Raw genomic sequence first — 20,549 nt, 5'->3', positions numbered from 1 at the left:
CGTCTATTGCAAAAATTCGGACGGGATCCGGGCGGCTGAGACGCAGTGTTCAATCTTTGTCGCCTGCAAAACGCCGCATGATGCGATATCTACTCAGCCACGATCAATTTCAGAGGTGAATCCCATGGGCATGCTGGTGGACGGCGTCTGGCATGACGTCTGGTACGACACGAAGGAAACGAAGGGCCATTTCAAGCGTCAGCCCTCGCAATTCCGCAACTGGATCACGGCCGATGGGGAAGCCGGCCCCAGCGGCAAAGGCGGTTTCAGGGCCGAGGCTGGCCGCTATCACCTTTACGTCTCCTTCGCCTGCCCCTGGGCGCATCGCACGCTGATCTTCCGCAAGCTGAAGAAGCTCGAAGACCTGATTTCCGTTTCGGTCGTCGATCCGTTGATGCTGGAAAACGGCTGGGAATTCAAGGTCGGCAATGGCGCCACCGGCGACCAGCTCTTCGGCTCGAAGGCTCTCTGGGAAGTCTATGTGAAGGCCGATCCGCATTATTCCGGCCGCGTCACCGTCCCGGTGCTCTGGGACAAGCATACGGGCACGATCGTCAACAACGAGTCTGCTGAAATCATCCGCATGTTCAACAGCGCCTTCAATCGTCTGACGGGCTCGACGCCGGATTATTATCCGGAAGACCTGCGGGCGGACATCGATGCACTGAACGATGTCGTCTACGACACGGTCAACAACGGCGTCTACAAGGCGGGCTTTGCCACCACGCAGGCCGCCTACGAAGAGAATGTCGTCAAGCTGTTCGAAACGCTTGACAGGCTCGATGAACGCCTCGGCAAGGGTCGCTACCTTTTCGGCGATCGCCAGACCGAAGCCGATTGGCGCCTCTTCACGACGCTGGTACGTTTCGACCCAGTTTATGTCGGCCACTTCAAATGCAATATCCGCCGCATCGAGGACTACGGCAACCTGCAAGGCTATCTGCGCGACCTCTATCAGACGCCTGACGTGGCAGACACGGTCAATCTGCGCCACATCAAGGAGCACTATTACCGCAGCCACAAGACGATCAACCCGACCGGCATCGTGCCATCAGGCCCAGCCCTCGATCTCGACCGGCCGCATGGCCGCGACAAGTTCGCAGCCGCAGCCTGAGCCTCACCAGTAATGCGCCGGCTCCGCCTCGCCGCGGAGCTCGGCAAGCCTTCGCAGCGTCGCTTCGGTCGTCTCCTCGGGCAGATCGTCGACCTCGAAGAAGCCGCTTTCGGCAATCTCCCAGTCCGGCGGCCGCGGCGCAATCTGCTCCACGGTGGCGCGGTAGAAAACCACATGGTCGCGCCGGGTAATGTTGGTGTTGAAATAGACGTGGAAGAGCTGCGGCTTGCCGACGATCTTGAGGTTGCCTTCCTCCCGCAATTCCTTGATGAGCGCCTCTTCTGCCGTCTCGTTTCGCTCAAGCCCGCCGCCCGGCATATGCCATCCGCCCGTATAGCTGTGACGAACGAGAAAGAGGCGTCCCTGCTCGTCGAAACAGGCTGCACGCACCCCCATCGTCATTCCACGCGCGACGGAAAAATAGACGTGCAGCAATCGCACCAACACTTTCATGTGAAGGGGCCATGTTTGTTTGTCTGCCATGGGCTCTTTCATACTCTCATCGCGGGGATGTGTTTGAATTGTAAATAAGCTGGTCTATGTGTCGTTGCATGTTCAAGCTCGCGCATATCTCCGACGTCCATCTCGGACCCCTGCCCCGCCTTTCCATTCACGAACTTTTCTCAAAACGTATTACGGGCTTTGTGAACTGGCACCGCAACCGGCGCAAGCATCTTTTCGGCAGCACGCTCGATCTGCTGCTGGACGATATCCGCACCCACGAGGCCGACCATCTGGCGGTGACCGGCGACCTCGTCAATCTGGCGAGCGGCATCGAGATCCGGAGCGCGGCAGCCTGGCTGCAGGAACTCGGCGATCCAGCCGCTACCTCGGTCGTACCCGGCAACCACGACGCCTATGTGCCGGGCGCCTACGAGAAGTCGATGCGCGCCTGGTACGACTATGTGCGCGGCGACCTTGCCCCGCCGGAATGGGAGGCAGACCGGCATATCTTTCCCTACCTTCGCATCCGCGACAAAGTTGCAATCGTCGGCTGCTCGACTGCCGTTGCGACTCCGCCCTTCGCCGCGTCGGGCTTCTTCGGCGCGCGCCAGGCACGCGATACGGTCAACATGCTGCGCGCTGCCGGTGAAGCCGGTCTGTTCCGTGTCGTCATGATCCACCATCCGCCGATCCGCGGCGCGACCTCCTTCTACAAGCGCATGATCGGTATCCGCCGTTTCGCGGCCGTCGTTTCCACCGGCGGCGCAGAGCTCGTGCTGCACGGCCATACCCATCTCAACACGCTTTACTGGCTGCGCGGACAGACAGGCCCGGTGCCTGTCGTCGGCATAGCTTCGGCCTCGCAGGGACCGGGCGGCATCAAGCCCCGCGCCGCCTATAATCTCTTCTCCATTTCCGGTTCCCCGGGCGCCTGGGAGGTGAAGGGCGAGCGCTTCAGCATCAACGATACGGCCGATGGCATGATGCCGGAAAGTGTAGATATTTTCGCACTTTAAAGGCGATTGCGGAACCGATTCCGGCAGCTTTTGAACCAACCTGTGAAGATCGGTCACCAATGTCGCAGCATAGGCAATAAAGGCCGCCGGGGCTCTTGGTATTTTTAAGCGTCGGCGTACAATTCAACAACCGCAGCGCTTCAAAACGGAGTACGCCCGATGACTTCTTCTCTTCATCGCCTGTGCAGACTTTCGCTTGTTTCCGTCTTTGCTTTCGGTCTCGCCACATCCGCCTTTGCGGTCGGTGGCGGGAACGATGACACCTCGCCGCCGCAGAAGACCCAAACGACCAAGACCTGCACCAAGGGCAAGGTCTGGGATGCCAAGAAGAAGGAATGCGTTGATCCGAAGAAGCAGAGCTTCAACGATGACGACCTCTACAACTTTGCCCGGGAATTTGCCTATACCGGCCAATACGAGAACGCTATCACGGTGCTGAACCTCGCGCAGAACCAGAACGATCCGCGCATCCTGAATTATCTCGGCTATGCCAACCGCAAGGCTGGCCGCATGGAGCTCGGCATGTCCTACTACAAGAAGGCGCTGCAACAGGATGAGAATTACATCCTCGCCCGCTCCTACATGGGTATGGCGCTTGCCGAACAGGGCGACCTCCAGGGCGCCCGCGTGCAGCTCGTCGAGATCCGTGATCGCGGCGGCGAAAATACCTGGGCCTATCGCGCTCTTCTCCAGAGCCTGAACGGCTACAGGACATATTGAGGCAAGCTCCGCGGGCTATGGTACGAAATCCCTTGGGAAGGGATGGATGAATTCACCCCCGCGCTTGCGAAATACAGGCGACTTGTTTCATAAAGCCGCCTGCATGGCCGGGGTAGATACGATGGCTTCACGCCCGCCGGGCAGGGCCTGTACGCGAAGCCGGCCCGAATGCAAAACAGTTGAATGCCGGCCGATGTGAATGCTTCTTGGAAAGACAATGCGCCAACCCGCCACCACCACCGATATCCGGCGTGATCTCGTCGGCCTTCTGCCCCGCCTCCGCCGCTTTGCCATCACGCTCGCGGGAGAGACGGCTGCAGCCGATGAGCTGGTCCAAGCGGTCTGTCTGCGCGCAATTTCCAAAGGGCATCAGTGGAACGGCGAAGGCCGGCTGGAAAGCTGGATCTATACGCTGGCCCGCCAGCAATGGGCGGAAGACAGCCGCAAGCGCAAGCCGCGACCGACTACACGAGGTAACGTGACTGACATCCGCGACGCCATTCGCGATCGCGCAACGGTCGTCGATACCGATGCCCTGCACCGTATGCTCGCGGAGATGCCTGAGGGCGTGGCCAGCATCTTCGTGCTGATCGACGTGGAAGGGCACAGCTATCAGCAGGCAGCCGAAATCATGGGCATCACAATCGGCAGCATTGCCGGTCAGCTTGCGACGGCACGACTCCATTTCGCCGCATTGTCCGGTCACAATCCGCCCGTCCACAGGTACTGACTGATTTGCTCGATTTCAAAAAACAGCCGCTTGAAGCCCAGCTTGCCGCCCTCCTCGACGGCGAAACCACACCGGAACAAAAGCTGGAGCTGGAAAGCAGGCTGGCAACAGATGAAACCGCCCGTAAGATCTACGATAAGCTACGCCACGGCGTCGATTTCGGCCGCCGTAAACTGGACGACATGCTGAAGGAACCGGTCCCGTTGTCGCTTGTCCGCTCCATCAAAAGCACGCAACCGCCGAAGACGCCGATCGCGCAACGCAATGCCCGCTTTCAGCTCAAGCTCGCGCCCAGCGGCCGCCAGGCGCTTGCCGTAGCCCTCATTCTTTTCGTCGTCGGCGGTAGCATCGGTTATTTCATCGGCAATGCCCCGGATACGGATGACGCCACACGAGTCACAGCGCCCCAAATCAACACGAATGACTGGTTGGGCGACGTCACCGCCTTCCAGCGGCTTCTCGTGCGCCAACCGCGCCACCTCGTCGAAGTGCCGGCCTCGCAGTCCGAGGAAATCTCATCCTGGCTGACGACCGCAATCGGCGTACCGTTCCGTGTGCCGGATCTCTCGGCCGGATCCTGGACCTTCCAGGGCGCACGCGTGATCCTCGGCGACAGCCGCCCCGTCGGCCAGCTCGTCTATTCCAACACCGACGGCGATATCATCTCGATCTGCTTCCGCAAGGATGCACAGCCGCCGGAAACGGAAGACTTCAAGGAAACGATCCGCGACGAGATCGGCCTCGTGACCTGGCACAATGCCGGCACCTCCTATGTGCTGGCCGGCCCGTCTGCCGAAGCCACGCTCGGCCAGCTTGCCATGGAAATCGCTGCCGAAATCTGAATCTGACGAGATACGCAAGCGCAGGGCGAGCTCGATGAGCTCGCCGATTGCATCGTCAGGCCGCGTCACTCCGAGGCGATCGCGGCCTGATCAGCATACTCAAGCCCTGCCGGCCTTCACGTCGAGCACGCGGTTGGCAGCCGACACGATCGCTTCGAGCGATGCGGCGACGATATTGGTGTTGATGCCTGCGCCGAAGAGCTTGCCGCCCGGATAGGACGTCTCGACATAGGAGATGGCGGCGGCATTCGAGCCGTGCTGCAGCGAATGCTCCGAATAATCCTCGACCGACATCTCGATGCCGAGATAGTGCGACAACGCATTGATGAAGCCATCGATCGGGCCGTTGCCGCGGCCTTCGATACGCTTGATCTCGCCATTGTCGGTAATCTCGGCCGCGACGATCCGCTGTCCCTTGCGCTCTGTATCGGGATAGGTGTGGTGGTCGACGAACTTCAGACGCCCACCCGGCTGCGTCACATAGCGCTCGATGAAGCGGTCGTGGATGCGCTTGGAGGGAAGCTCCTTGCCTTCTTCGTCGGTGATGCGCTGGATGTCCTCGCGGAATTCGACCTGCAGGTTGCGCGGCAGGTTGAGCCCGTAATCCTGCTGCAGGATATAAGCGATGCCGCCCTTGCCGGACTGCGAATTGATGCGGATGATCGCCTCGTAGGAGCGGCCGACGTCACGCGGGTCGATCGGCAGGTAAGGCACTTCCCAGACCGGATGGTTGGCGACCTGAGCCGCTTTCATGCCCTTGTTGATCGCATCCTGATGCGAGCCTGAAAAGGCCGTGTAGACCAGTTCGCCGACATAGGGATGACGCTCGGCGATCGCCATCTGGTTCGAATATTCGAACACTTCCTTGATGCGTTCGATGTTGGAGCAGTCGATTTCTGGATCAACGCCCTGCGTGAACATGTTGAGCGCCATGGTGACGACATCGACATTGCCGGTGCGCTCGCCATTGCCGAAGAGCGTGCCTTCGACGCGGTCAGCGCCTGCCAGCAAGGCCAGCTCAGCGGCGGCAATGCCGGTGCCGCGGTCATTATGCGGGTGCAGCGAGATGATCAGGTTTTCTCTGTTATCGAGATTACGGCACATCCATTCGATCTGGTCGGCATAGACGTTCGGGGTCGCCATTTCGACGGTCGAAGGCAGGTTGATGATGAGCTTATTATCGGGCGTCGGCTTCACAACGTCGATGACGGCGTTGCAGATTTCCAGCGCCACGTCCAGTTCGGTGCCGGTAAAGCTCTCGGGCGAATACTCGAAACGGTAACCGCCGCCGGCCTTGGCTGCCATGTCAGTGATCATCTTGGCGGCATCGACGGCAATCTGCTTGATGCCCCGCACATCCTTGGCGAACACCACGCGGCGCTGCAATTCGCTGGTGGAATTATAGAAGTGCACGATCGGCCGGTTTGCGCCTTGAAGCGCCTCGAAGGTGCGCGTGATCAGTTCCGGACGGCACTGCACCAGCACCTGCAGCGACACGTCGTCAGGCACATTGCCCTCTTCGATGCACCAGCGGGCAAAATCGAAATCGGTCTGCGAGGCCGATGGGAAACCGATCTCGATTTCCTTGAAACCCATTTCGAGCAGCAACTGGAACATGCGCGCCTTGCGGTCGTGCCCCATCGGATCGACGAGCGCCTGATTGCCGTCGCGCAGGTCGACGGAGCACCAGATCGGCGCCTTGGTGATGGTCTTGGTCGGCCAGGTGCGGTCGGGAATGTTTACCTGCGGATAAGCCCGGTACTTCACGGCGGCGTCGGGCATGCCCTTGGCGGAAGCAGCGCTTGCGGAGGATCGGCTGGTGTTCGTGTCCATTGTCTTGTCTCCTCGTCCCGGCATTTGCCCCGCGTCTTAGCCGATCATATCAGGCTTGGCGACTGCAAATGCGGACCTTTACTCGGTCGTTTGGTCAATTTTGAGAGTGAGTCGCGAGGAGCGATGGCCGGACGGGCTTTCGGCCGCCGGGCGCTCCTCAAAGGACCCGGCAACCGCGCGTAAGGCCGAGGAGAAGAAGCGAGGTCAGGGCGCGCGTATTGTCACGCAATGCCGTGCGGCTGCGTGCAATCGTCTCGGAAATCCGTGCGCTTGTGCTCTTCATGACCGCGCTTATAACCTTCGGCGGAAATTCCGGCAACCCCTCACCTATTTTTTCGTCATCTGCACAATTCGAGACAGCGCGAGCATCAGCCCACCGGCAACCAGCCCCCAGAAGGCGCCGGAAATGCCGCCGAAGGAAACGCCCGATGCCGTGACGAGGAAAGTGATCGCCGCCGCCTCGCGCGTATCAGGCGCCTGAAAGGCCGCCATGGCAGACCCGGAGAAGGCGCCGACAAGTGCGAGACCCGCCACGGCCTCGATCAGGATCGGCGGCGCCAATGCGACAAAGGCCGTCACTGCGCCCGCAAGCAGGCCGAGAATGACGTAACCGACACCCGAAATCAGCGCTGCCCAATAGCGCCGCGAAGGATCGGCATGCGCATCCTGCCCGGCGCACATCGCCGCCGTGATGGCCGCCAGATTGACCGCATGGCCGCCGAAGGGCGCCGCCAGAAGCGAGAAGACCCCGGTGACGGCAAAGAGCAGTCCCGGCTTCGGATCATAGTGATTGACCTTCAGCACGGCGATACCGGGAATGTTCTGCGATGCCATCGTCACGATGAAGAGCGGCAGCGCAATGGACACGAAGCCTGCGAGATTGTAGACCGGATGGACGATATCGACGACAGGCACCAGCGACTGTTCGAGTGAAGCCAGCGCCCCCTCCGGAATATCGACACCGAAGGCCAGCGTCAGCACGAAGGCCACCAGCGCTGCCGGCACGGCCCAAAGGCGCTTGAAGGCGCCGACCACGATCCAGGTCAGAATGATCGGCAATCCAAGCAGCGGATTGAAGGCGATCGCCTTCACCGGGGCAAAGCAGAGACCGAGCAAAACACCCGAGAGCATGGCATTGGCAAGTGGCGCGGGAATGGCGGCGACGGCCCGCCCGAGCGGCTTGAACAGCCCGGCAACGACGATCAGCACACCGCAGAGAATGAAGGCTCCGACAGCCGCATCGAAACCGCCGTCGATCGTGCCGATGCTCGCCAGCAGCGCCGCACCGGGGGTCGACCAGGCAATGCTGACCGGCAGGCGCGTAACGGCGCTGAGCACGACGGCGCAAAGCCCCATGGAAATCGACAGCGCCATCAGCCCCGAAGCGGCCTGCGCATCGGTCGCACCAACCGCCTGCAATCCGTGCAGTACCACGGCAAAGGAGCTGGTAAACCCGACGAACGCCGTCAACAGACCCATGAACAGGCTCTGGACGGAAAAATCTTTGAGCATGGCGCGACTCCGGCTGCGAAGATTGCGCATGGAGCAGCATAAGAGAATTGCACGCAAGCCGGATTGCCGCCGGAAATGTTCGCCTGAGCGGCAATCCCCGAGATTACTTGTCGTTATCTCGGCGGATAGGGAAACGCCCCGCCTGCGGCTGACAGACGGGGCGTAAATTCAAAAACAGATCAGCGAAAGATCAGATTTCGTTCTGTGAGGTCACGACGCGAGCGACGAGACCATAGGCAACGGCGTCCTCGGCCGAGAGCCAGTAATCGCGGTCGATATCCTTGGCGATCTTTTCTTCCGCCTGGCCGGTGGCCTTCGAGAAGATCTTGATCAGTCGCTCGTTCATCTTGATGATCTCGCGTGCCTGGATCTCGATGTCCGAAGCCATGCCGCGCGTGCCGCCGGACGGCTGGTGCAGCAGGAAGCGGGTGTTCGGCAGGCAGATACGACGTTCTTTCGGAGCTGCGGCATAGATGAGCGCACCGGCAGAGGCGACCCAGCCCGTACCGATCATCCAGACCTTCGGCTTGATGAACTTGATCATGTCGTGAATGGAATCGCCGGATTCGACATGGCCGCCGGGCGAATTCACGTAGATGCGGATATCTTCGTCATTGGCGGCAGCAAGCGCCACGAGCTGAGTGCAGACCTTCTGTGCCAGTTCCTGCGTGATCGGCCCGTAGATGAAGATCGAACGCGACTTGAAAAGGTTCGCCTCCGTTTCCTTGCCGAGCGGCAGTTCCTTCGTCTTTTCGTCCTGTTCTTCTTCTTCGTTCATTCGAACCTCTCTCACGTCCAATGCGGTTCCTCGCACATAGTGCGACTCAATGCGTAAAACAATGCGGGAAAAAGAGGAAGCAGGAAGCGGTGAAGATATTCTTATGACAAACGGACGATATCATCGCATCCTCTGAAAAGACCGGGAGAAACGCAAAATGACCTCCTCCCTGCTACGCGCAGCCGTGCGCAATAACGCATTCTGGTGCGACGCCGTCTGCAAGGCGCAGGGCTCGCCCGGCGAGTTCACGTCAACGCTCTGGTTCCACCGCCGCGGCACGCCGCCCTTCTATCCCGATGCCATAACGTTGACGGAGGCGGACGACGAAGCGGTAGAGGCGATCGAGACGCTGATCAGCAGCGAGAAGCGCGACTGGGCAGTCAAGGACAGCTACGCGGCTGTCGATCTCGCACCCCTCGGCTTCACGATGCTATTCGAAGCCGAATGGATCGGTATGCGCACGCCAATCCCGGCACCGTCCCCATTCACATGGGAGCGCATGGAAAGCGCTGCCGATCTTGCGCGATGGGATGCGGAATGGGGCAAGGCGAACGGGCCGATAACGCAGACGATCTTTACCGAGCCACTGCTGCATGATCCTGAAATCACTTTCCTGCTTGGTTTCGAGCACGGCCAACCGGTCGGCGGCGGGATCCTCAATCACCACGCCGGCGTCGTCGGCCATTCCAACTTGTTTGCCGAGGACCGGCACGGTGAAACCATCCGCCGCGGGCTGATCGCGCAGGCCGCCAGGCTCTATCCGGGAGAACCGCTTGTCGGCTACGAACACGGCGACGACCTGGACGAGGCGCTGCGCACGGGCTTCGAATTTCTGGGGCCTCTGCGCATCTGGCTTAAGGAAGTCTGAGCTTACTGAAATGTAAGCCGCCAAGGCTTTGAAATGCCCCAATCGCTTCCTAACTCAGCTTGACGCGGCTCTCCCGCCGAACGCTAGAGCCGCAGAACTTTAAAGGAGACAGGACATGTCACCGGAAGAACGCCAATTGCTGACCGCCCTCTTCGATCGCGTCCGTACCGCAGCCGCCACGCCGCGCGATCCGGAAGCCGAAGCGCTGATATCGGAAGCCACCCGTGCGCAACCCTCTGCCACCTATTATCTGGCACAGGCCGTTATCGTTCAGGAAAAGGGTCTGGAAGCCGCTGCCAACCACATCAAGGAGCTTGAGGAGCGCGTCCGCCAGCTCGAAGCGGGCGAAGGGGGTCACCGCCAGGCGGAACAAGGCGGCTTCCTGAGCTCCATCTTCGGCAACACGCAGACACAACAGCCGGCGCCCGCTCCCGGCCCATGGGGTGGCGCACCGAGAGATAGCTACGAACAACCGCGCGGCTATGACAATAGCCGTCAAATGGCACAGCAGCCGACCGGCCCCTGGAGCCAGCAGGCCTACGCGCCGTCCGCCGGCGGCAGCTTCCTGCGCGGCGCTCTCGGCACGGCAGCCGGTGTCGCCGGCGGCATGCTGCTTGCCAATTCGCTTTCCGGCATCTTCGGCAACCACATGTCGTCGCTTGGCTGGGGTTCGCCTTTTGGCGGCGCCAATCCCTTCGGCAATGCCAGCGCGCCAACCGAGGAAACCGTCATCAACAACTACTATGGCGACAACAGCCAGGCCGACGATAACCGGACGAATAATGACGACAATGTCCAGCAGGCCGATTATGACGACAATGACGACGACTTTTCCGACGATTCCGATAGCGATACGACGGATGTCTGAGAACTGATGCGCTGTATGTGCGACAGCGGGTTTTAAACTGCCGCATCGTATCCCGGCCCTTCGCTTAGGCTCAGGGCGTTCGCTGCTGCAATCGATCCACTGGATCGATTGCTCGGGCTGCGCCCGATCGCGGCTCACCCACGTCCGCGATAGGTCGCAACGCCCTGATCCGGCAGCCATACACCCTCCGGCGGCTTGCCGGTCTGCCAGAAAACGTCGATCGGAATGCCGCCGCGCGGATACCAGTAGGCGCCGATGCGCAGCCACTTCGGTTCAAGCAGCTCGACGATGCGCTTGGCGATGTAAATCGAGCAATCCTCGTGGAAAGCGCCGTGATTGCGGAAGGAATGCAGGAAGAGCTTCAGCGATTTCGATTCCACCAGCCATTCGTTCGGAATGTAATCGATGACGATATGGGCGAAATCCGGCTGACCGGTCATCGGGCAGAGCGACGTGAACTCCGGTGCCGTGAAGCGTACGACATAATCGGTGCCGACGTGGTTGGCAGGCACCTTTTCCAGGACCGCTTCTTCGGGGTTCTTTGCGGTTTCCGTCTGCTGGCCCAGCATCGAAAGGCTGGAAACGTCTGTCTTCGGCATTACGCCTCCTTGATCACTTTGACGCGGATACCGTGAGCTTTTTCGCCCTCCGGCTCCACGTGAATGGCAATTGTCGCGCCCGCATGCGCTGCGCGAATGGCATCTTCAAGGCGGTCGCAAATATCATGGGCTTCACGAACCGTCATCTTGGCAGGCACGACAAGATGGAAATCGACGAAGGTCACCGAACCGGCGCGCCGCGTCTTCAGGTCATGCACGCCGATCGAGCCTGCCGCATGGGTGGCGATCGCCTGCTTGATCGCCTCCTCCTCCTGCGGCTCGACCGCCTGGTCCATCAGCCCGCCGATCGACTGAGAGATCACCTTCCAGCCCTGATACAGGATGTTGAGCGCAACGAGAATGGCAAGAATGGGGTCGAAGATCGCATAGCCCGTCGCAAGCGCCAGAAGTAGGCCAACGAGAACGCCAACGGAGGTGACAACATCCGACATGATGTGCTGCCCATCCGCCGTCAAAGCTGCAGACCGGTGCTTTCGCCCGGTACGGATCAAAAGCTGCGCCCAGATGGCATTGATAACCCCGGCGGCGAAGTTGATCGCAAGACCCAGAACCGGCGCTTCGAGCATACGCGGATCGGCAAGTTGGCCTACGGCCGCCTCGACGATCAGCAGCGCAGCGACGACGATCATCACCCCTTCGGTGACGGCCGAAAGATACTCCGCCTTATGATGGCCGAAAGGATGATCGTGGTCAGCAGGCTTCTGCGCATAGCGGATGACGAAGAAGGCGATGAAAGCCGCCACCACGTTGACGAAGGATTCCAGCCCGTCCGAGAGCAGCGCCACGGAGCCCGTCACCCACCAGGCGACCATCTTCAGTCCCATCACACCGAGCGAAACGGGAATGCCCCAGAACGCCAGTTTCCGGACCGTGAGATTGCTCTCGTCGTTCATATCGTCCCCCTGCGGATGCGAATGAATTGCAGCATTTAAGCCATCGAAACGCAAAACCGCCCACGCGGGAATCGCGCAGGCGGCCAATGCGGGTGATATGGGCAATCCGATCCACAAAGTCAAAGGCCTTGCAGATTAAAACAAGCGCAAGTTCTTCCCGAGTGAATGGCGTCCTCTACGCTGCGTCGCATGATTGACGCCGATTACATAAGCATTTATATAACTTGTTATTAAATTTGAGGAGGAACCTGCTTTGGTCGAAGATATCGTGAAATCGCTGGGCTACCTATGCCTTGGCAGCCGCTTCCGCCGGATCGGCGAGCGCCTGCAGGCCGATACGCAGCAGGTGATCGAGGAACTGGGCGTCTCCATCCAGGCCGCGCAATACCCCTTTCTCGGCGCCATCGACAGGCTCGGACCTCTGACCATAGGGGAATTGGCCCAAGCCGTGGGCATCACCCAGCCGGGCGCGACGCGCACCGCTTCCCAACTTATGGAACTCGGCTTCCTCGATATGCAACAGTCCGCCGAAGATCAGCGGCGCAGGGTCGTTTCACTGACACAGAAAGGACAGGAACTCGTCGACTATTCCAGACAACAGGTTTGGCCGCGCATCGCAGCCGCCGTTGCCGATCTCTGCGGGGATCTCCACGGCCCGCTGCTTGAACAGCTTGCGGCAATCGAGGATGGGCTTTCAGAAGCGCCGCTCATCCGCCGCACCAGCGCCGCGCAGGAGAAAACCGCATGAGCCATATCCTCGACCGACCGATCTGGAACGCGCTTCAGACGACGCATGCCGAACTCGCCGAAGGCGGCGAACATGCGATGCGCTACCCGCCCTCCATCGTTCCTTTCGCGGCCGCCGCCGACGAGACGCGCGAAAGCCTCGAAGCGCTCGAAAACCTGCCGGCGGCAGACGAGGTCATGGCGATCGTCGAAGCCGGACCCGTCACCATACCACAGGGGCTGACGGTCGTCTCCGAAGGAAAGCTGGTGCAGATGATCGCCGAGCGGCCTTACGAGCGTATTTCCGACAGCCGGCTGCAGCCACTGACCATTGATGATGCGGAAGAAATGCTCGCTTTGGCAACGTTGACCAAGCCTGGCCCTTTCACCCTTCGTGCCCAAAGCCTCGGAACCTTCTGGGGTGTGAAGATCGACGGCCGGCTCGTCGCCATGGCCGGCCAGCGCCTGCGTCACCCTGGATTTGGCGAGCTCAGCGGCCTTTGCACCCATCCCGATTTTCAGGGGCGCGGCCTCGGCACCCTGCTCTTCCGCTACGTCGCCGGAGAAATTTCCGCCAGGGGCGATACCGTCTTCCTGCATGCCTATTACACCAACACGTCGGCCATCACGCTCTACAAGGCACTTGGCTTCACGCTGCGATCGGAAATGAACCTGCACGTCGTCAAGCGCCGCGCATAGGCCCCCTCATATACTTGCTAAAACACCATAGGCTCACGCTTTTGCCATGCGCGCCATGATAGCGACCCAATTGCATGGTGTGGACGGCGCTGCAGTCAATTGGGGACCGCGTGAGACATGCATTGGATCAATCGCTACATCGACCAACCGTTGCTTGACGGTGCGGCCAGTTCCTTGCGGGCCTGGCACATCCGGACCGGCCTGTCGCCGGAACGGCTGGAGCCGCTCTGGAACATTGCCGTGACAGGCCTGCTGATCTTCGCGGCCAGCCATTTCCTTGCTGGTCCAGCGCTCCTATTGTGCTACGGCGGCCTCGTCATGCTCGCGCTCCCCTCCGCCTGGACGCTGTTCACCGGCCGCGATGCCGACGGCTACAATGCTGCCACCTACAAAAAGCTGAAAGCCAGGGCCTTCATGAAGCGTGAGGCCGAATGGGCCGTCCGGCTCGCCATCCTCTTCACCGCCGCCTGCCTTCCCTTCATTACCCGCTCGGACGATCCGTCCGCTGCCTATTTCATGATCGGCGCCAGCCTCTGGTTCGTGCTGACGGGACCGGCAAGATCCTATCTGGCGGCAGCAGAACCGCCGATGCCGCGCGATGGCGACCGGTCTTTCAAGACCGATTTGCAGTTCGGCTGAGCAGACTTAGTCAGCACGCAAATCCAATTGTTGCGGCGGCAATGGAACGAAGCGCTCACGCTTCCGTTATCCTTGCCAGCAACCGCTGAAGGAGATCGCGATGCTGTATTATGCTCTGGTATTTCTCGTCGTAGCCCTGATTGCAGGCGTCCTTGGATTTGGCGGCATTGCCGGCGCATCCGCTTCGATCGCCCAGGTCCTGTTCTTCATCTTCCTGGTGCTGTTCGTCGTGTCCATCGTCGCCCGGCTCATGCGGCGGGTCTAGACCGACAACCTAACGCACAATAAGAACCCGCCGTTTCCGGCGGGTTCTTATTGTTTATGCCTTTGGCATCAGGCGGCCTTGGTCTTGGCCCGGCGAGCGAGATGCGCCACCACATTCTCGATCATCCGCATGCCGGCATCGCCACCGAGCGTCATGATCGATTCCGGATGGAATTGCACGGCTGCGATCGGCTCCTTGGCATGCTCGATGCCCATGATCGTACCATCCTCGCTTTCAGCCGTGATGATGAACTCCCGCGGCAGCGTCGAAGGATCGGCAAAGATCGAGTGATAGCGGCCAACCGTCACTTCCTTGGCAAGGCCGGAGAAGACGATACCCGGCTCGAGCACGCGGATGCGCGACGGCTTGCCATGCATCGGCAGCGCCAGATGGCGAAGCTCGCCGCCATAGGCTTCGGCCAGTGCCTGCAGGCCGAGGCAGACGCCGAAGATCGGCAGATTGCGTGCCCTGGCCTTCTTGATCGTCGCCTTGCAGTCGAAATCCTTCGGGTTGCCGGGACCGGGCGACAGCACCACGAGATCCGGATTCAGCCGATCGAAAATTTCTTCGGGCACCGGCGTGCGCACGGTCGAGACCGTGGCTCCCGTCTGGCGGAAGTAATTCGCCAGCGTGTGCACGAAGCTGTCCTCGTGGTCGATCAACAGAATGTTGACGCCCTTCCCGACAGAGGCGACATCGCGCTGGATCTTGCCGGAATTGCCGGTCTTTGCATCGCGGATGGCGGAAAGCATGGCAGAGGCCTTCAGTTCGGTTTCGGCTTCTTCTTCCTCAGGAATGGAATCGTTCAGCAGCGTCGCACCGGCGCGCACTTCCGCGATGCCATCCTTGATGCGCACGGTGCGCAGCGTCAGGCCGGTATTCATGTCGCCATTGAAGCCGACCATGCCGATCGCCCCACCATACCATGCGCGTGGGCTCTTCTCATGGGATTCGATAAAACGCATGGCCCAGAGCTTCGGCGCGCCAGTGACGGTCACCGCCCAGGCGTGGCTGAGGAAACCATCGAACGCATCCATATCGTCGCGCAGACGGCCTTCAATGTGGTCGACCGTGTGGATGAGGCGCGAATACATCTCGATCTGCCGGCGGCCGATGACCTTGACCGAACCCGGCTCGCACACGCGGCTCTTGTCGTTGCGGTCGACATCCGAGCACATGGTCAGTTCGGACTCATCCTTCTTCGAGTTCAAGAGCTTCAGGATCTGCTCGCTGTCGGCAATCGGATCGTCGCCGCGCTTGATCGTACCCGAGATCGGGCAGGTCTCGATGCGGCGGCCGGAAACGCGCACGAACATTTCCGGCGAGGCGCCGACCAGATATTCCTGATTGCCGAGATTGATGAAGAAGGAATAGGGCGATGGATTGATCGCCTTCAGCCGCTTGGAAATATCGGACGGCTTGCTTTCGCAACGCTCCATGAACTTCTGGCCCGGCACCACTTCGAAGAGATCGCCCTTGCGGAAGCTCTCCTTCGCCTTGACGACGAGGTCGGCATATTCGCCCGGCCGGTGATCGCTCTTCGGCGGGATGACGTCGGTGCGCACGAAAGGCTCTGCCGCAATATCCTCGGCCTTGCCCTCGGTCGTCTTGCCGTCCTTGGCGAAATCGTAGCGGTCGATCCAGGCCTTGGCGGCATAGTTGTCGACGACGAGGATTTCGTCCGGCAGGTAGAGAACCATGTCGCGCTGGTCGGAAGGTCGCTCCAGCTTCAGGTTGATCGCATCGAACTGGAAGGCGAGATCGTAACCGAAGGCGCCATAAAAGCCGAGACTGGCATCGGCCTGCGAATGGAAGAGATCGGTAATGGCGCGAAGGACGGTAAAGACCGTCGGCATCTTCGAGCGCTCTTCCTCGGTAAAGACGCGGTCCGGCATCTTGACCGTCAGGTCGAGCCTGCGCGCGGTCGATGCGCCGAGTTCGATCTCGCGAACCGTCTTCAACCGCTCGACGATAAAGCCGAGGATGACCTCGCCGCGCTCGTTATAGGCTTCGATCCAGACATTGCGGCCAAAGGAGGAAAGACCGAGCGGCGGATCGACGACGGCCGTATCCCAACGCGTATAGCGGCCCGGATATTCGTAGTTCGACGAGAAGACGGCGCCGCGCCGCTCGTCGAGCTTGTCGACATAGGACGAGACCGCGTCGGCATAGGGAATTGCTCGCCTTTGCCGGGTGACGGTGATGCCGCCCTTGGTCTCATAGATTTCCGCACCATCATCCCGCAGGATCGTTACCATAGTTCCACTCCGTTATCGGACCCGGACGAAAGGCGACCTTTGAAACAAAAAAGCCGCCTCGAAGTTTCGGGCGGCTCGTTCGTCGTCTTTGGACACGATTGGTCGAGGCCGCCTCAGCGAGCCCACCACCAAACTGCAATGTTCAAGGACTTCTTCATGGGCAAAATTGTTAGCCTGAGATGAAGCCAAGCGCAAGGGGCCATTCGCGCACGAAAAAGGGCGACCCGAAAGCCGCCCCTACCCCAGCCTTGAAAGGCTGATTTGCAGTTAGAAAGTCTTGGTGACCGAGATCTTGAAGGTACGTCCCGGCTCCGTGTACCACTCCTTCGGCTGTGACGCCGTCGGTGAACTCAAATTAACGTCACGAACTGCCAGCGCGCTGTAATATTCCTGATCGAAGATGTTATAGACACCGCCCTGGATGCGCAGACCCTTGACCTGCTCAGGCGTCCACCATGCCGTCAGATCGACGATGCCATAACCAGGTGCATCGAAAGACGTCTCCGCATTATCGTTGCCGGTCATCTGCGACGAGAGTGTCGAGGAGAGGTCGAAACCGTATTCGTCGTTGCTCCAACCGCCGCCGATAATGGCCTTGAACGGTGCAACAGAGCGCAGCCGCTCCTGCGTATCGTCATTCCGACCATAGGTATAAGCAAGCGAGGTATGAAGATTGATGCCGTTGTCGAAGGTCTTGATCACATTCGCTTCGAGGCCCGAAATCGAGGCCGACGAGACGTTCACGTAATTGAATTCCGTGAAGTTGGCTACGGGGTTGTAGTTCTGCTGCGTCTCAATGAAGTTCTGATAACGGGTGTGGAAAGCGGCCACTCGCCCCTGCATGCCGCCCGTGTCGAAATTGGCACCGATCTCGATGCCACGGCCGATTTCCGGCTCAAGATCGGGATTGCCAAGCTGCGCATAGCGGCCGTTGGGATTGTAGAAGCGGCTATAGAGTTCGTCCACGGTGGGAGCTCGGAAGCCAACTGCCAACTGCGCATAAAGCTGGACATCGGGCGTCAGATCGTAGGTCGCAAGCAGCTTTGGTGACATTGCTGCTTCAGTGCGATCGCGGAGATCTCCGAAACGGCTGAGGCCGGTATTGGTTGCAAACCCACCACCAGTCGACGGGTTGTAATTAAACCAGTCGAAGCGGAAGCCCGGCGTCAGCGCGAAGCCGGTATTGCCGATTTCGATCTTATCTTCGAAAGTCAAAGCAAGGTTCTGGCTGTCGACATTTGGCACTTCCGCCTGATTGTTCAGAGAAGGGCATGTCGTCGGCGTCGGGCAAAGCGCCCAGCTGAACTGGGTCCACTTCGATACGCCGACATCGAGACCAACGCGAACGGAGTGATTGAGACCGGAATATTCGAAATCCTTGGTCGCGGTGCCACTGAAGCCCCAGGTTTCGTTTTCGATCTCATTGTTACGGCCGTAGGCAACATTAGCGGCCGTTCGGCCCTGGCTGCCGGCTTCCTTCTTCAAATCAAGCCAATAGAGCGTCGCCCGAGCACTGCTGAAGAAGGCATCGGAAGACTGCGCTTCATAATCATAATCGAGCGAGACACGATCGCGGTCGCGCAATTCACGGCCGTCGAAATTGTTGATCATGTATGTGCGCCCAAAGCCTTGCTGCTCCCGAAGATCGGTCTTCAGATCGCGCCGGAAACGTTCAGCCGTCAGGCCGATGCGATGGCCGCCTTCGAGGTCCTGGCGCACCTTGAAGAGCAGATTGTTCTGATCGAAATCAGCCGGATCCGCCTCGGTGCGCAAGCGGCCATAGCTGTCGTTATCGCCCGTGTTGTCGCGCTCGTGGCCCTTGCGATAAGAACCCTGGAAAAGGATCGACGTGTTGCCGACCTTTTTGGCGGCAGCAGCGGAGCCTGCAATGCTGCGATCTTCGCTGTCATAGGTCGACTTGACGATCGCACCCCAGTCGCGATCTTCCGGGATCAGGTCTTCAGGCTCGAGCGTGTTGAGAACGAAGGCACCGCCGAGCATACCCGAGCCGCCCCTGCTCGAATCCGCGCCGCGCACGATGTCGAGAGAGGAAAGTGAATCGAAATCGAAGGTATCGCCGCCGCCATTGGCGTTGCTGGTCGCAAAGGCGCCCTGACGCGAGCTATTGGAAACATAGGGGATCGGGATTCCATCGATGGTCGTCAGGATACGCGGACCGGAAAGGCCGCGCAGGTTGAAGCCCCCGTCGGCACGCGAATAGTTCACGGTCGCATCGACGCTGCGACCGATGTCGTCGTAGTTCGTGACCTGCTTCTGTTCCAGTTCCTTCCTGTCGATCTGGGTCGCAAGCGGCGTGTCGGCAATGCTGCCGGGCGCCGCCCGATTTCCCTTGACGACGATCTTCTGGAGAACGGTTGCGCCGTCGGCATTCGTGGCCGGCGTCGCTGCCGGTGCACTCTGAGCGAGAGCCTGTGAAACGGGAAGAACAAGTGCGGCTGCTGTGCAGACCATTAGAACCGAGCGCCAATGCCGGACGATCATAACCTACCCTCAAATGGAAATTACCGGGCTGGCTGTCGTGGCGTGTCAGACGCTCGAGGGGCTGGCTAGGCTTGCGGACGATTGCGGAGATTTCCGCCTTCTTTTTGCCGCATAAAAAACATGAGTTTTATTGTCAATATATATGGGTGATTTATGTTGAATTACATGCTCAAGTTTTAACGATCTTCTCAAACGTTGCGCAATTGCAACGAAATCGCCGCTCTTGCGTTTCCTCTCCGCTCGATCAACGACGGGAAACGACGTGTGAGAGAATTTCGGAAGACGGCGGTCCTTCTTGCCGCACTCGCCCTGCTCCCCGGCGCAAAACTGCCGCGAACCGGCCCGGTGCCGCAGGCAAGACCTGAAGCCGCAACCGAAGCGCCTGCTGTCCCTCAACCAGAAAAGAAACCAGAAACCGAGGAGGCTCCCAAGCCTCAGCCCGAGCCCGCACCTGCGCAAAATCCCAAAATAGCGCCGGCGGCCTCCGAGGTTCCGACACCGCAGCCCAAACCGAGCGAGACCCCGGCGGCGCCAGCCGGCGAAAAATTTGGTCCGCCCTCTCCTGCACCGGAAGACCTGGCACCGAAGCCCCCGACCGAACAGACGCTCGAAGAGCAGCATCTGACTATCGAACCGGAAAGCAATGAGGACCATGCCGAATGCACTGGAGAACTGCAGAGCCTCGGCGTCGTCTTCCGCGAGACATCCCGCATCGACGACGACAACGGCTGCGGCATCGACAAGCCGATCATCGTCTCCCAAGCACTGCCCGGCATCACACTGAAACCGGAAGCAACACTACGCTGCCCGACGGCGCTGGCGCTCGCACGATGGATGAAGGGAAGCGTCATTCCCGCTGCCGCGGTCGCCTTGCCGGAAAGCGGCGGTATCACAACCATCAACCAGGCCTCCGCCTACATTTGCCGCCTGCGCAACGGCGCCGATACCGGCAAGATCTCCGAACATGCCCGCGGCAATGCCATCGATATCGCAAGCTTCAGCTTCAAGAAGGGCGAGGATGTTGCCGTCCGCTCGCGCCGCGAAGATTCGACGCTGACAGGGGCATTCCAACGCACGGTGAGCGCGGCGGGCTGCCTCTATTTCACCACCGTGCTCGATCCCGAGAGCGATGCTGCCCACGAGACCCACTTCCATCTCGATGTGCTCGAGAGAAAGGGCGGCTTTCGTTACTGCCACTGAAATACGAGACCGATCAATTCGG

At 60.1% G+C, this 20,549-nt stretch carries 20 protein-coding genes; 12 read left to right on the top strand and 8 right to left on the bottom strand.

Translation table 11 applies throughout. From position 1 onward, the window contains the following. Positions 1–124 precede the first annotated feature (124 nt). Positions 125–1,114, top strand: coding sequence for a glutathione S-transferase family protein (locus FHT87_RS15975; protein WP_183731661.1), 990 nt, complete (start codon positions 125–127; stop codon positions 1,112–1,114). 3 nt (positions 1,115–1,117) lie between these two features. Here the strand turns inward: FHT87_RS15975 and FHT87_RS15970 are convergent, their stop codons facing one another. Then, positions 1,118–1,597 carry an NUDIX domain-containing protein gene (locus tag FHT87_RS15970; RefSeq protein ID WP_183731664.1) on the bottom strand — a complete coding sequence of 160 codons (480 nt, stop codon included), beginning with the start codon at positions 1,595–1,597 and terminating at the stop codon, positions 1,118–1,120. A gap of 68 nt (positions 1,598–1,665) precedes the next feature. On the opposite strand from FHT87_RS15970, the gene FHT87_RS15965 reads away from it, so the two are divergent. The 4 genes from FHT87_RS15965 (at position 1,666) to FHT87_RS15950 (ending at position 4,866) form a co-directional block, all read left to right on the top strand. Beyond that, on the top strand, positions 1,666–2,574 hold the full coding sequence (locus FHT87_RS15965) for a metallophosphoesterase (protein ID WP_183731666.1): 909 nt from the start codon (positions 1,666–1,668) through the stop codon (positions 2,572–2,574). A 159-nt stretch (positions 2,575–2,733) separates the two neighbouring features. After that, entirely contained in the window at positions 2,734–3,294 is a 561-nt protein-coding gene (locus FHT87_RS15960) for a hypothetical protein (protein WP_183731669.1), read from the top strand. Positions 3,295–3,511: 217 nt separating this feature from the next. Continuing rightward, entirely contained in the window at positions 3,512–4,024 is a 513-nt protein-coding gene (locus FHT87_RS15955) for an RNA polymerase sigma factor (protein ID WP_183731672.1), read from the top strand. 5 nt (positions 4,025–4,029) lie between these two features. Then, positions 4,030–4,866: an anti-sigma factor gene (locus FHT87_RS15950; protein ID WP_183803190.1), complete on the top strand. Its 837-nt coding sequence runs from the start codon at positions 4,030–4,032 to the stop codon at positions 4,864–4,866. Positions 4,867–4,965: 99 nt separating this feature from the next. Here FHT87_RS15950 and leuA read toward each other — a convergent pair whose 3' ends face one another. The 3 genes from leuA to FHT87_RS15935 form a co-directional block, all read right to left on the bottom strand. Further along, entirely contained in the window at positions 4,966–6,699 is a 1,734-nt protein-coding gene (leuA, locus tag FHT87_RS15945) for a 2-isopropylmalate synthase (protein ID WP_183803188.1), read from the bottom strand. A gap of 327 nt (positions 6,700–7,026) precedes the next feature. Further along, complete coding sequence (locus FHT87_RS15940) at positions 7,027–8,241, bottom strand: benzoate/H(+) symporter BenE family transporter (protein WP_183803186.1); 1,215 nt, start codon at positions 8,239–8,241, stop codon at positions 7,027–7,029. Between the two features lie 160 nt (positions 8,242–8,401). After that, on the bottom strand, positions 8,402–8,989 hold the full coding sequence (locus FHT87_RS15935; protein WP_183731684.1) for an ATP-dependent Clp protease proteolytic subunit: 588 nt from the start codon (positions 8,987–8,989) through the stop codon (positions 8,402–8,404). A gap of 157 nt (positions 8,990–9,146) precedes the next feature. On the opposite strand from FHT87_RS15935, the gene FHT87_RS15930 reads away from it, so the two are divergent. Next, positions 9,147–9,857, top strand: coding sequence for a hypothetical protein (locus tag FHT87_RS15930; protein WP_183731687.1), 711 nt, complete (start codon positions 9,147–9,149; stop codon positions 9,855–9,857). A gap of 115 nt (positions 9,858–9,972) precedes the next feature. After that, positions 9,973–10,725 (top strand): DUF2076 domain-containing protein, encoded by a 753-nt coding sequence (locus tag FHT87_RS15925; RefSeq protein ID WP_183731689.1) that lies wholly within the window; start codon positions 9,973–9,975, stop codon positions 10,723–10,725. 134 nt (positions 10,726–10,859) lie between these two features. Here FHT87_RS15925 and queF read toward each other — a convergent pair whose 3' ends face one another. Both queF and emfA read right to left on the bottom strand, forming a co-directional pair. Further along, on the bottom strand, positions 10,860–11,324 hold the full coding sequence (gene queF, locus FHT87_RS15920) for a preQ(1) synthase (RefSeq protein ID WP_183731692.1): 465 nt from the start codon (positions 11,322–11,324) through the stop codon (positions 10,860–10,862). Then, positions 11,324–12,238: a CDF family cation efflux transporter EmfA gene (gene emfA, locus FHT87_RS15915; RefSeq protein WP_183731695.1), complete on the bottom strand. Its 915-nt coding sequence runs from the start codon at positions 12,236–12,238 to the stop codon at positions 11,324–11,326. The genes queF and emfA overlap by 1 nt, the downstream gene beginning before the upstream one ends. A gap of 253 nt (positions 12,239–12,491) precedes the next feature. Between emfA and FHT87_RS15910 the strand changes: the two genes are divergently transcribed. The 4 genes from FHT87_RS15910 to FHT87_RS15895 all read left to right on the top strand — a co-directional run bounded on the left by FHT87_RS15910 (position 12,492) and on the right by FHT87_RS15895 (position 14,567). After that, complete coding sequence (locus FHT87_RS15910; RefSeq protein WP_183803184.1) at positions 12,492–12,986, top strand: MarR family transcriptional regulator; 495 nt, start codon at positions 12,492–12,494, stop codon at positions 12,984–12,986. Continuing rightward, positions 12,983–13,663: a GNAT family N-acetyltransferase gene (locus FHT87_RS15905; RefSeq protein WP_183731701.1), complete on the top strand. Its 681-nt coding sequence runs from the start codon at positions 12,983–12,985 to the stop codon at positions 13,661–13,663. The genes FHT87_RS15910 and FHT87_RS15905 overlap by 4 nt, the downstream gene beginning before the upstream one ends. A gap of 117 nt (positions 13,664–13,780) precedes the next feature. Then, positions 13,781–14,302, top strand: coding sequence for a hypothetical protein (locus FHT87_RS15900; RefSeq protein ID WP_183731704.1), 522 nt, complete (start codon positions 13,781–13,783; stop codon positions 14,300–14,302). A gap of 100 nt (positions 14,303–14,402) precedes the next feature. Next, positions 14,403–14,567 carry a DUF1328 domain-containing protein gene (locus FHT87_RS15895; protein ID WP_007824505.1) on the top strand — a complete coding sequence of 55 codons (165 nt, stop codon included), beginning with the start codon at positions 14,403–14,405 and terminating at the stop codon, positions 14,565–14,567. Between the two features lie 68 nt (positions 14,568–14,635). On the opposite strand, the gene FHT87_RS15890 is transcribed toward FHT87_RS15895, so the two are convergent. Next, entirely contained in the window at positions 14,636–16,825 is a 2,190-nt protein-coding gene (locus FHT87_RS15890; RefSeq protein ID WP_183803182.1) for an anthranilate synthase, read from the bottom strand. A 267-nt stretch (positions 16,826–17,092) separates the two neighbouring features. Further along, a complete protein-coding gene (locus FHT87_RS15885; protein WP_183803180.1) occupies positions 17,093–19,327 on the bottom strand; it encodes a TonB-dependent hemoglobin/transferrin/lactoferrin family receptor in 2,235 nt (744 codons plus the stop codon). Between the two features lie 264 nt (positions 19,328–19,591). Here FHT87_RS15885 and FHT87_RS15880 point away from each other — a divergent pair, with 264 nt between their 5' ends. Further along, the gene (locus FHT87_RS15880; protein ID WP_348649371.1) at positions 19,592–20,527 is read left to right on the top strand and encodes an extensin family protein; all 936 of its coding nucleotides are present in this window, start codon (positions 19,592–19,594) and stop codon (positions 20,525–20,527) included. The last annotated feature ends 22 nt before the right edge of the window (positions 20,528–20,549 follow it).

It is taken from the genome of Rhizobium sp. BK316 (genome assembly GCF_014193695.1).
In the GTDB taxonomy this organism is placed as follows: Bacteria; Pseudomonadota; Alphaproteobacteria; order Rhizobiales; family Rhizobiaceae; genus Rhizobium.
Note: the sequence above shows the minus strand (reverse complement) of the source record. Positions and strands in the feature narration are given on the sequence as shown.

Coding starts and splice junctions, on each gene's coding strand:
- FHT87_RS15975 (WP_183731661.1), top strand. CDS start 125: ATGGGCATGCTGGTGGACGGCGTCTGGCATGACGTCTGGTACGACACG.
- FHT87_RS15895 (WP_007824505.1), top strand. CDS start 14,403: ATGCTGTATTATGCTCTGGTATTTCTCGTCGTAGCCCTGATTGCAGGC.
- FHT87_RS15935 (WP_183731684.1), bottom strand. CDS start 8,989: ATGAACGAAGAAGAAGAACAGGACGAAAAGACGAAGGAACTGCCGCTC.
- FHT87_RS15900 (WP_183731704.1), top strand. CDS start 13,781: ATGCATTGGATCAATCGCTACATCGACCAACCGTTGCTTGACGGTGCG.
- emfA (WP_183731695.1), bottom strand. CDS start 12,238: ATGAACGACGAGAGCAATCTCACGGTCCGGAAACTGGCGTTCTGGGGC.
- FHT87_RS15925 (WP_183731689.1), top strand. CDS start 9,973: ATGTCACCGGAAGAACGCCAATTGCTGACCGCCCTCTTCGATCGCGTC.
- FHT87_RS15885 (WP_183803180.1), bottom strand. CDS start 19,327: ATGATCGTCCGGCATTGGCGCTCGGTTCTAATGGTCTGCACAGCAGCC.
- queF (WP_183731692.1), bottom strand. CDS start 11,324: ATGCCGAAGACAGACGTTTCCAGCCTTTCGATGCTGGGCCAGCAGACG.
- FHT87_RS15930 (WP_183731687.1), top strand. CDS start 9,147: ATGACCTCCTCCCTGCTACGCGCAGCCGTGCGCAATAACGCATTCTGG.
- FHT87_RS15965 (WP_183731666.1), top strand. CDS start 1,666: ATGTTCAAGCTCGCGCATATCTCCGACGTCCATCTCGGACCCCTGCCC.
- FHT87_RS15890 (WP_183803182.1), bottom strand. CDS start 16,825: ATGGTAACGATCCTGCGGGATGATGGTGCGGAAATCTATGAGACCAAG.
- FHT87_RS15905 (WP_183731701.1), top strand. CDS start 12,983: ATGAGCCATATCCTCGACCGACCGATCTGGAACGCGCTTCAGACGACG.
- FHT87_RS15955 (WP_183731672.1), top strand. CDS start 3,512: ATGCGCCAACCCGCCACCACCACCGATATCCGGCGTGATCTCGTCGGC.
- FHT87_RS15940 (WP_183803186.1), bottom strand. CDS start 8,241: ATGCGCAATCTTCGCAGCCGGAGTCGCGCCATGCTCAAAGATTTTTCC.
- FHT87_RS15960 (WP_183731669.1), top strand. CDS start 2,734: ATGACTTCTTCTCTTCATCGCCTGTGCAGACTTTCGCTTGTTTCCGTC.
- leuA (WP_183803188.1), bottom strand. CDS start 6,699: ATGGACACGAACACCAGCCGATCCTCCGCAAGCGCTGCTTCCGCCAAG.
- FHT87_RS15970 (WP_183731664.1), bottom strand. CDS start 1,597: ATGGCAGACAAACAAACATGGCCCCTTCACATGAAAGTGTTGGTGCGA.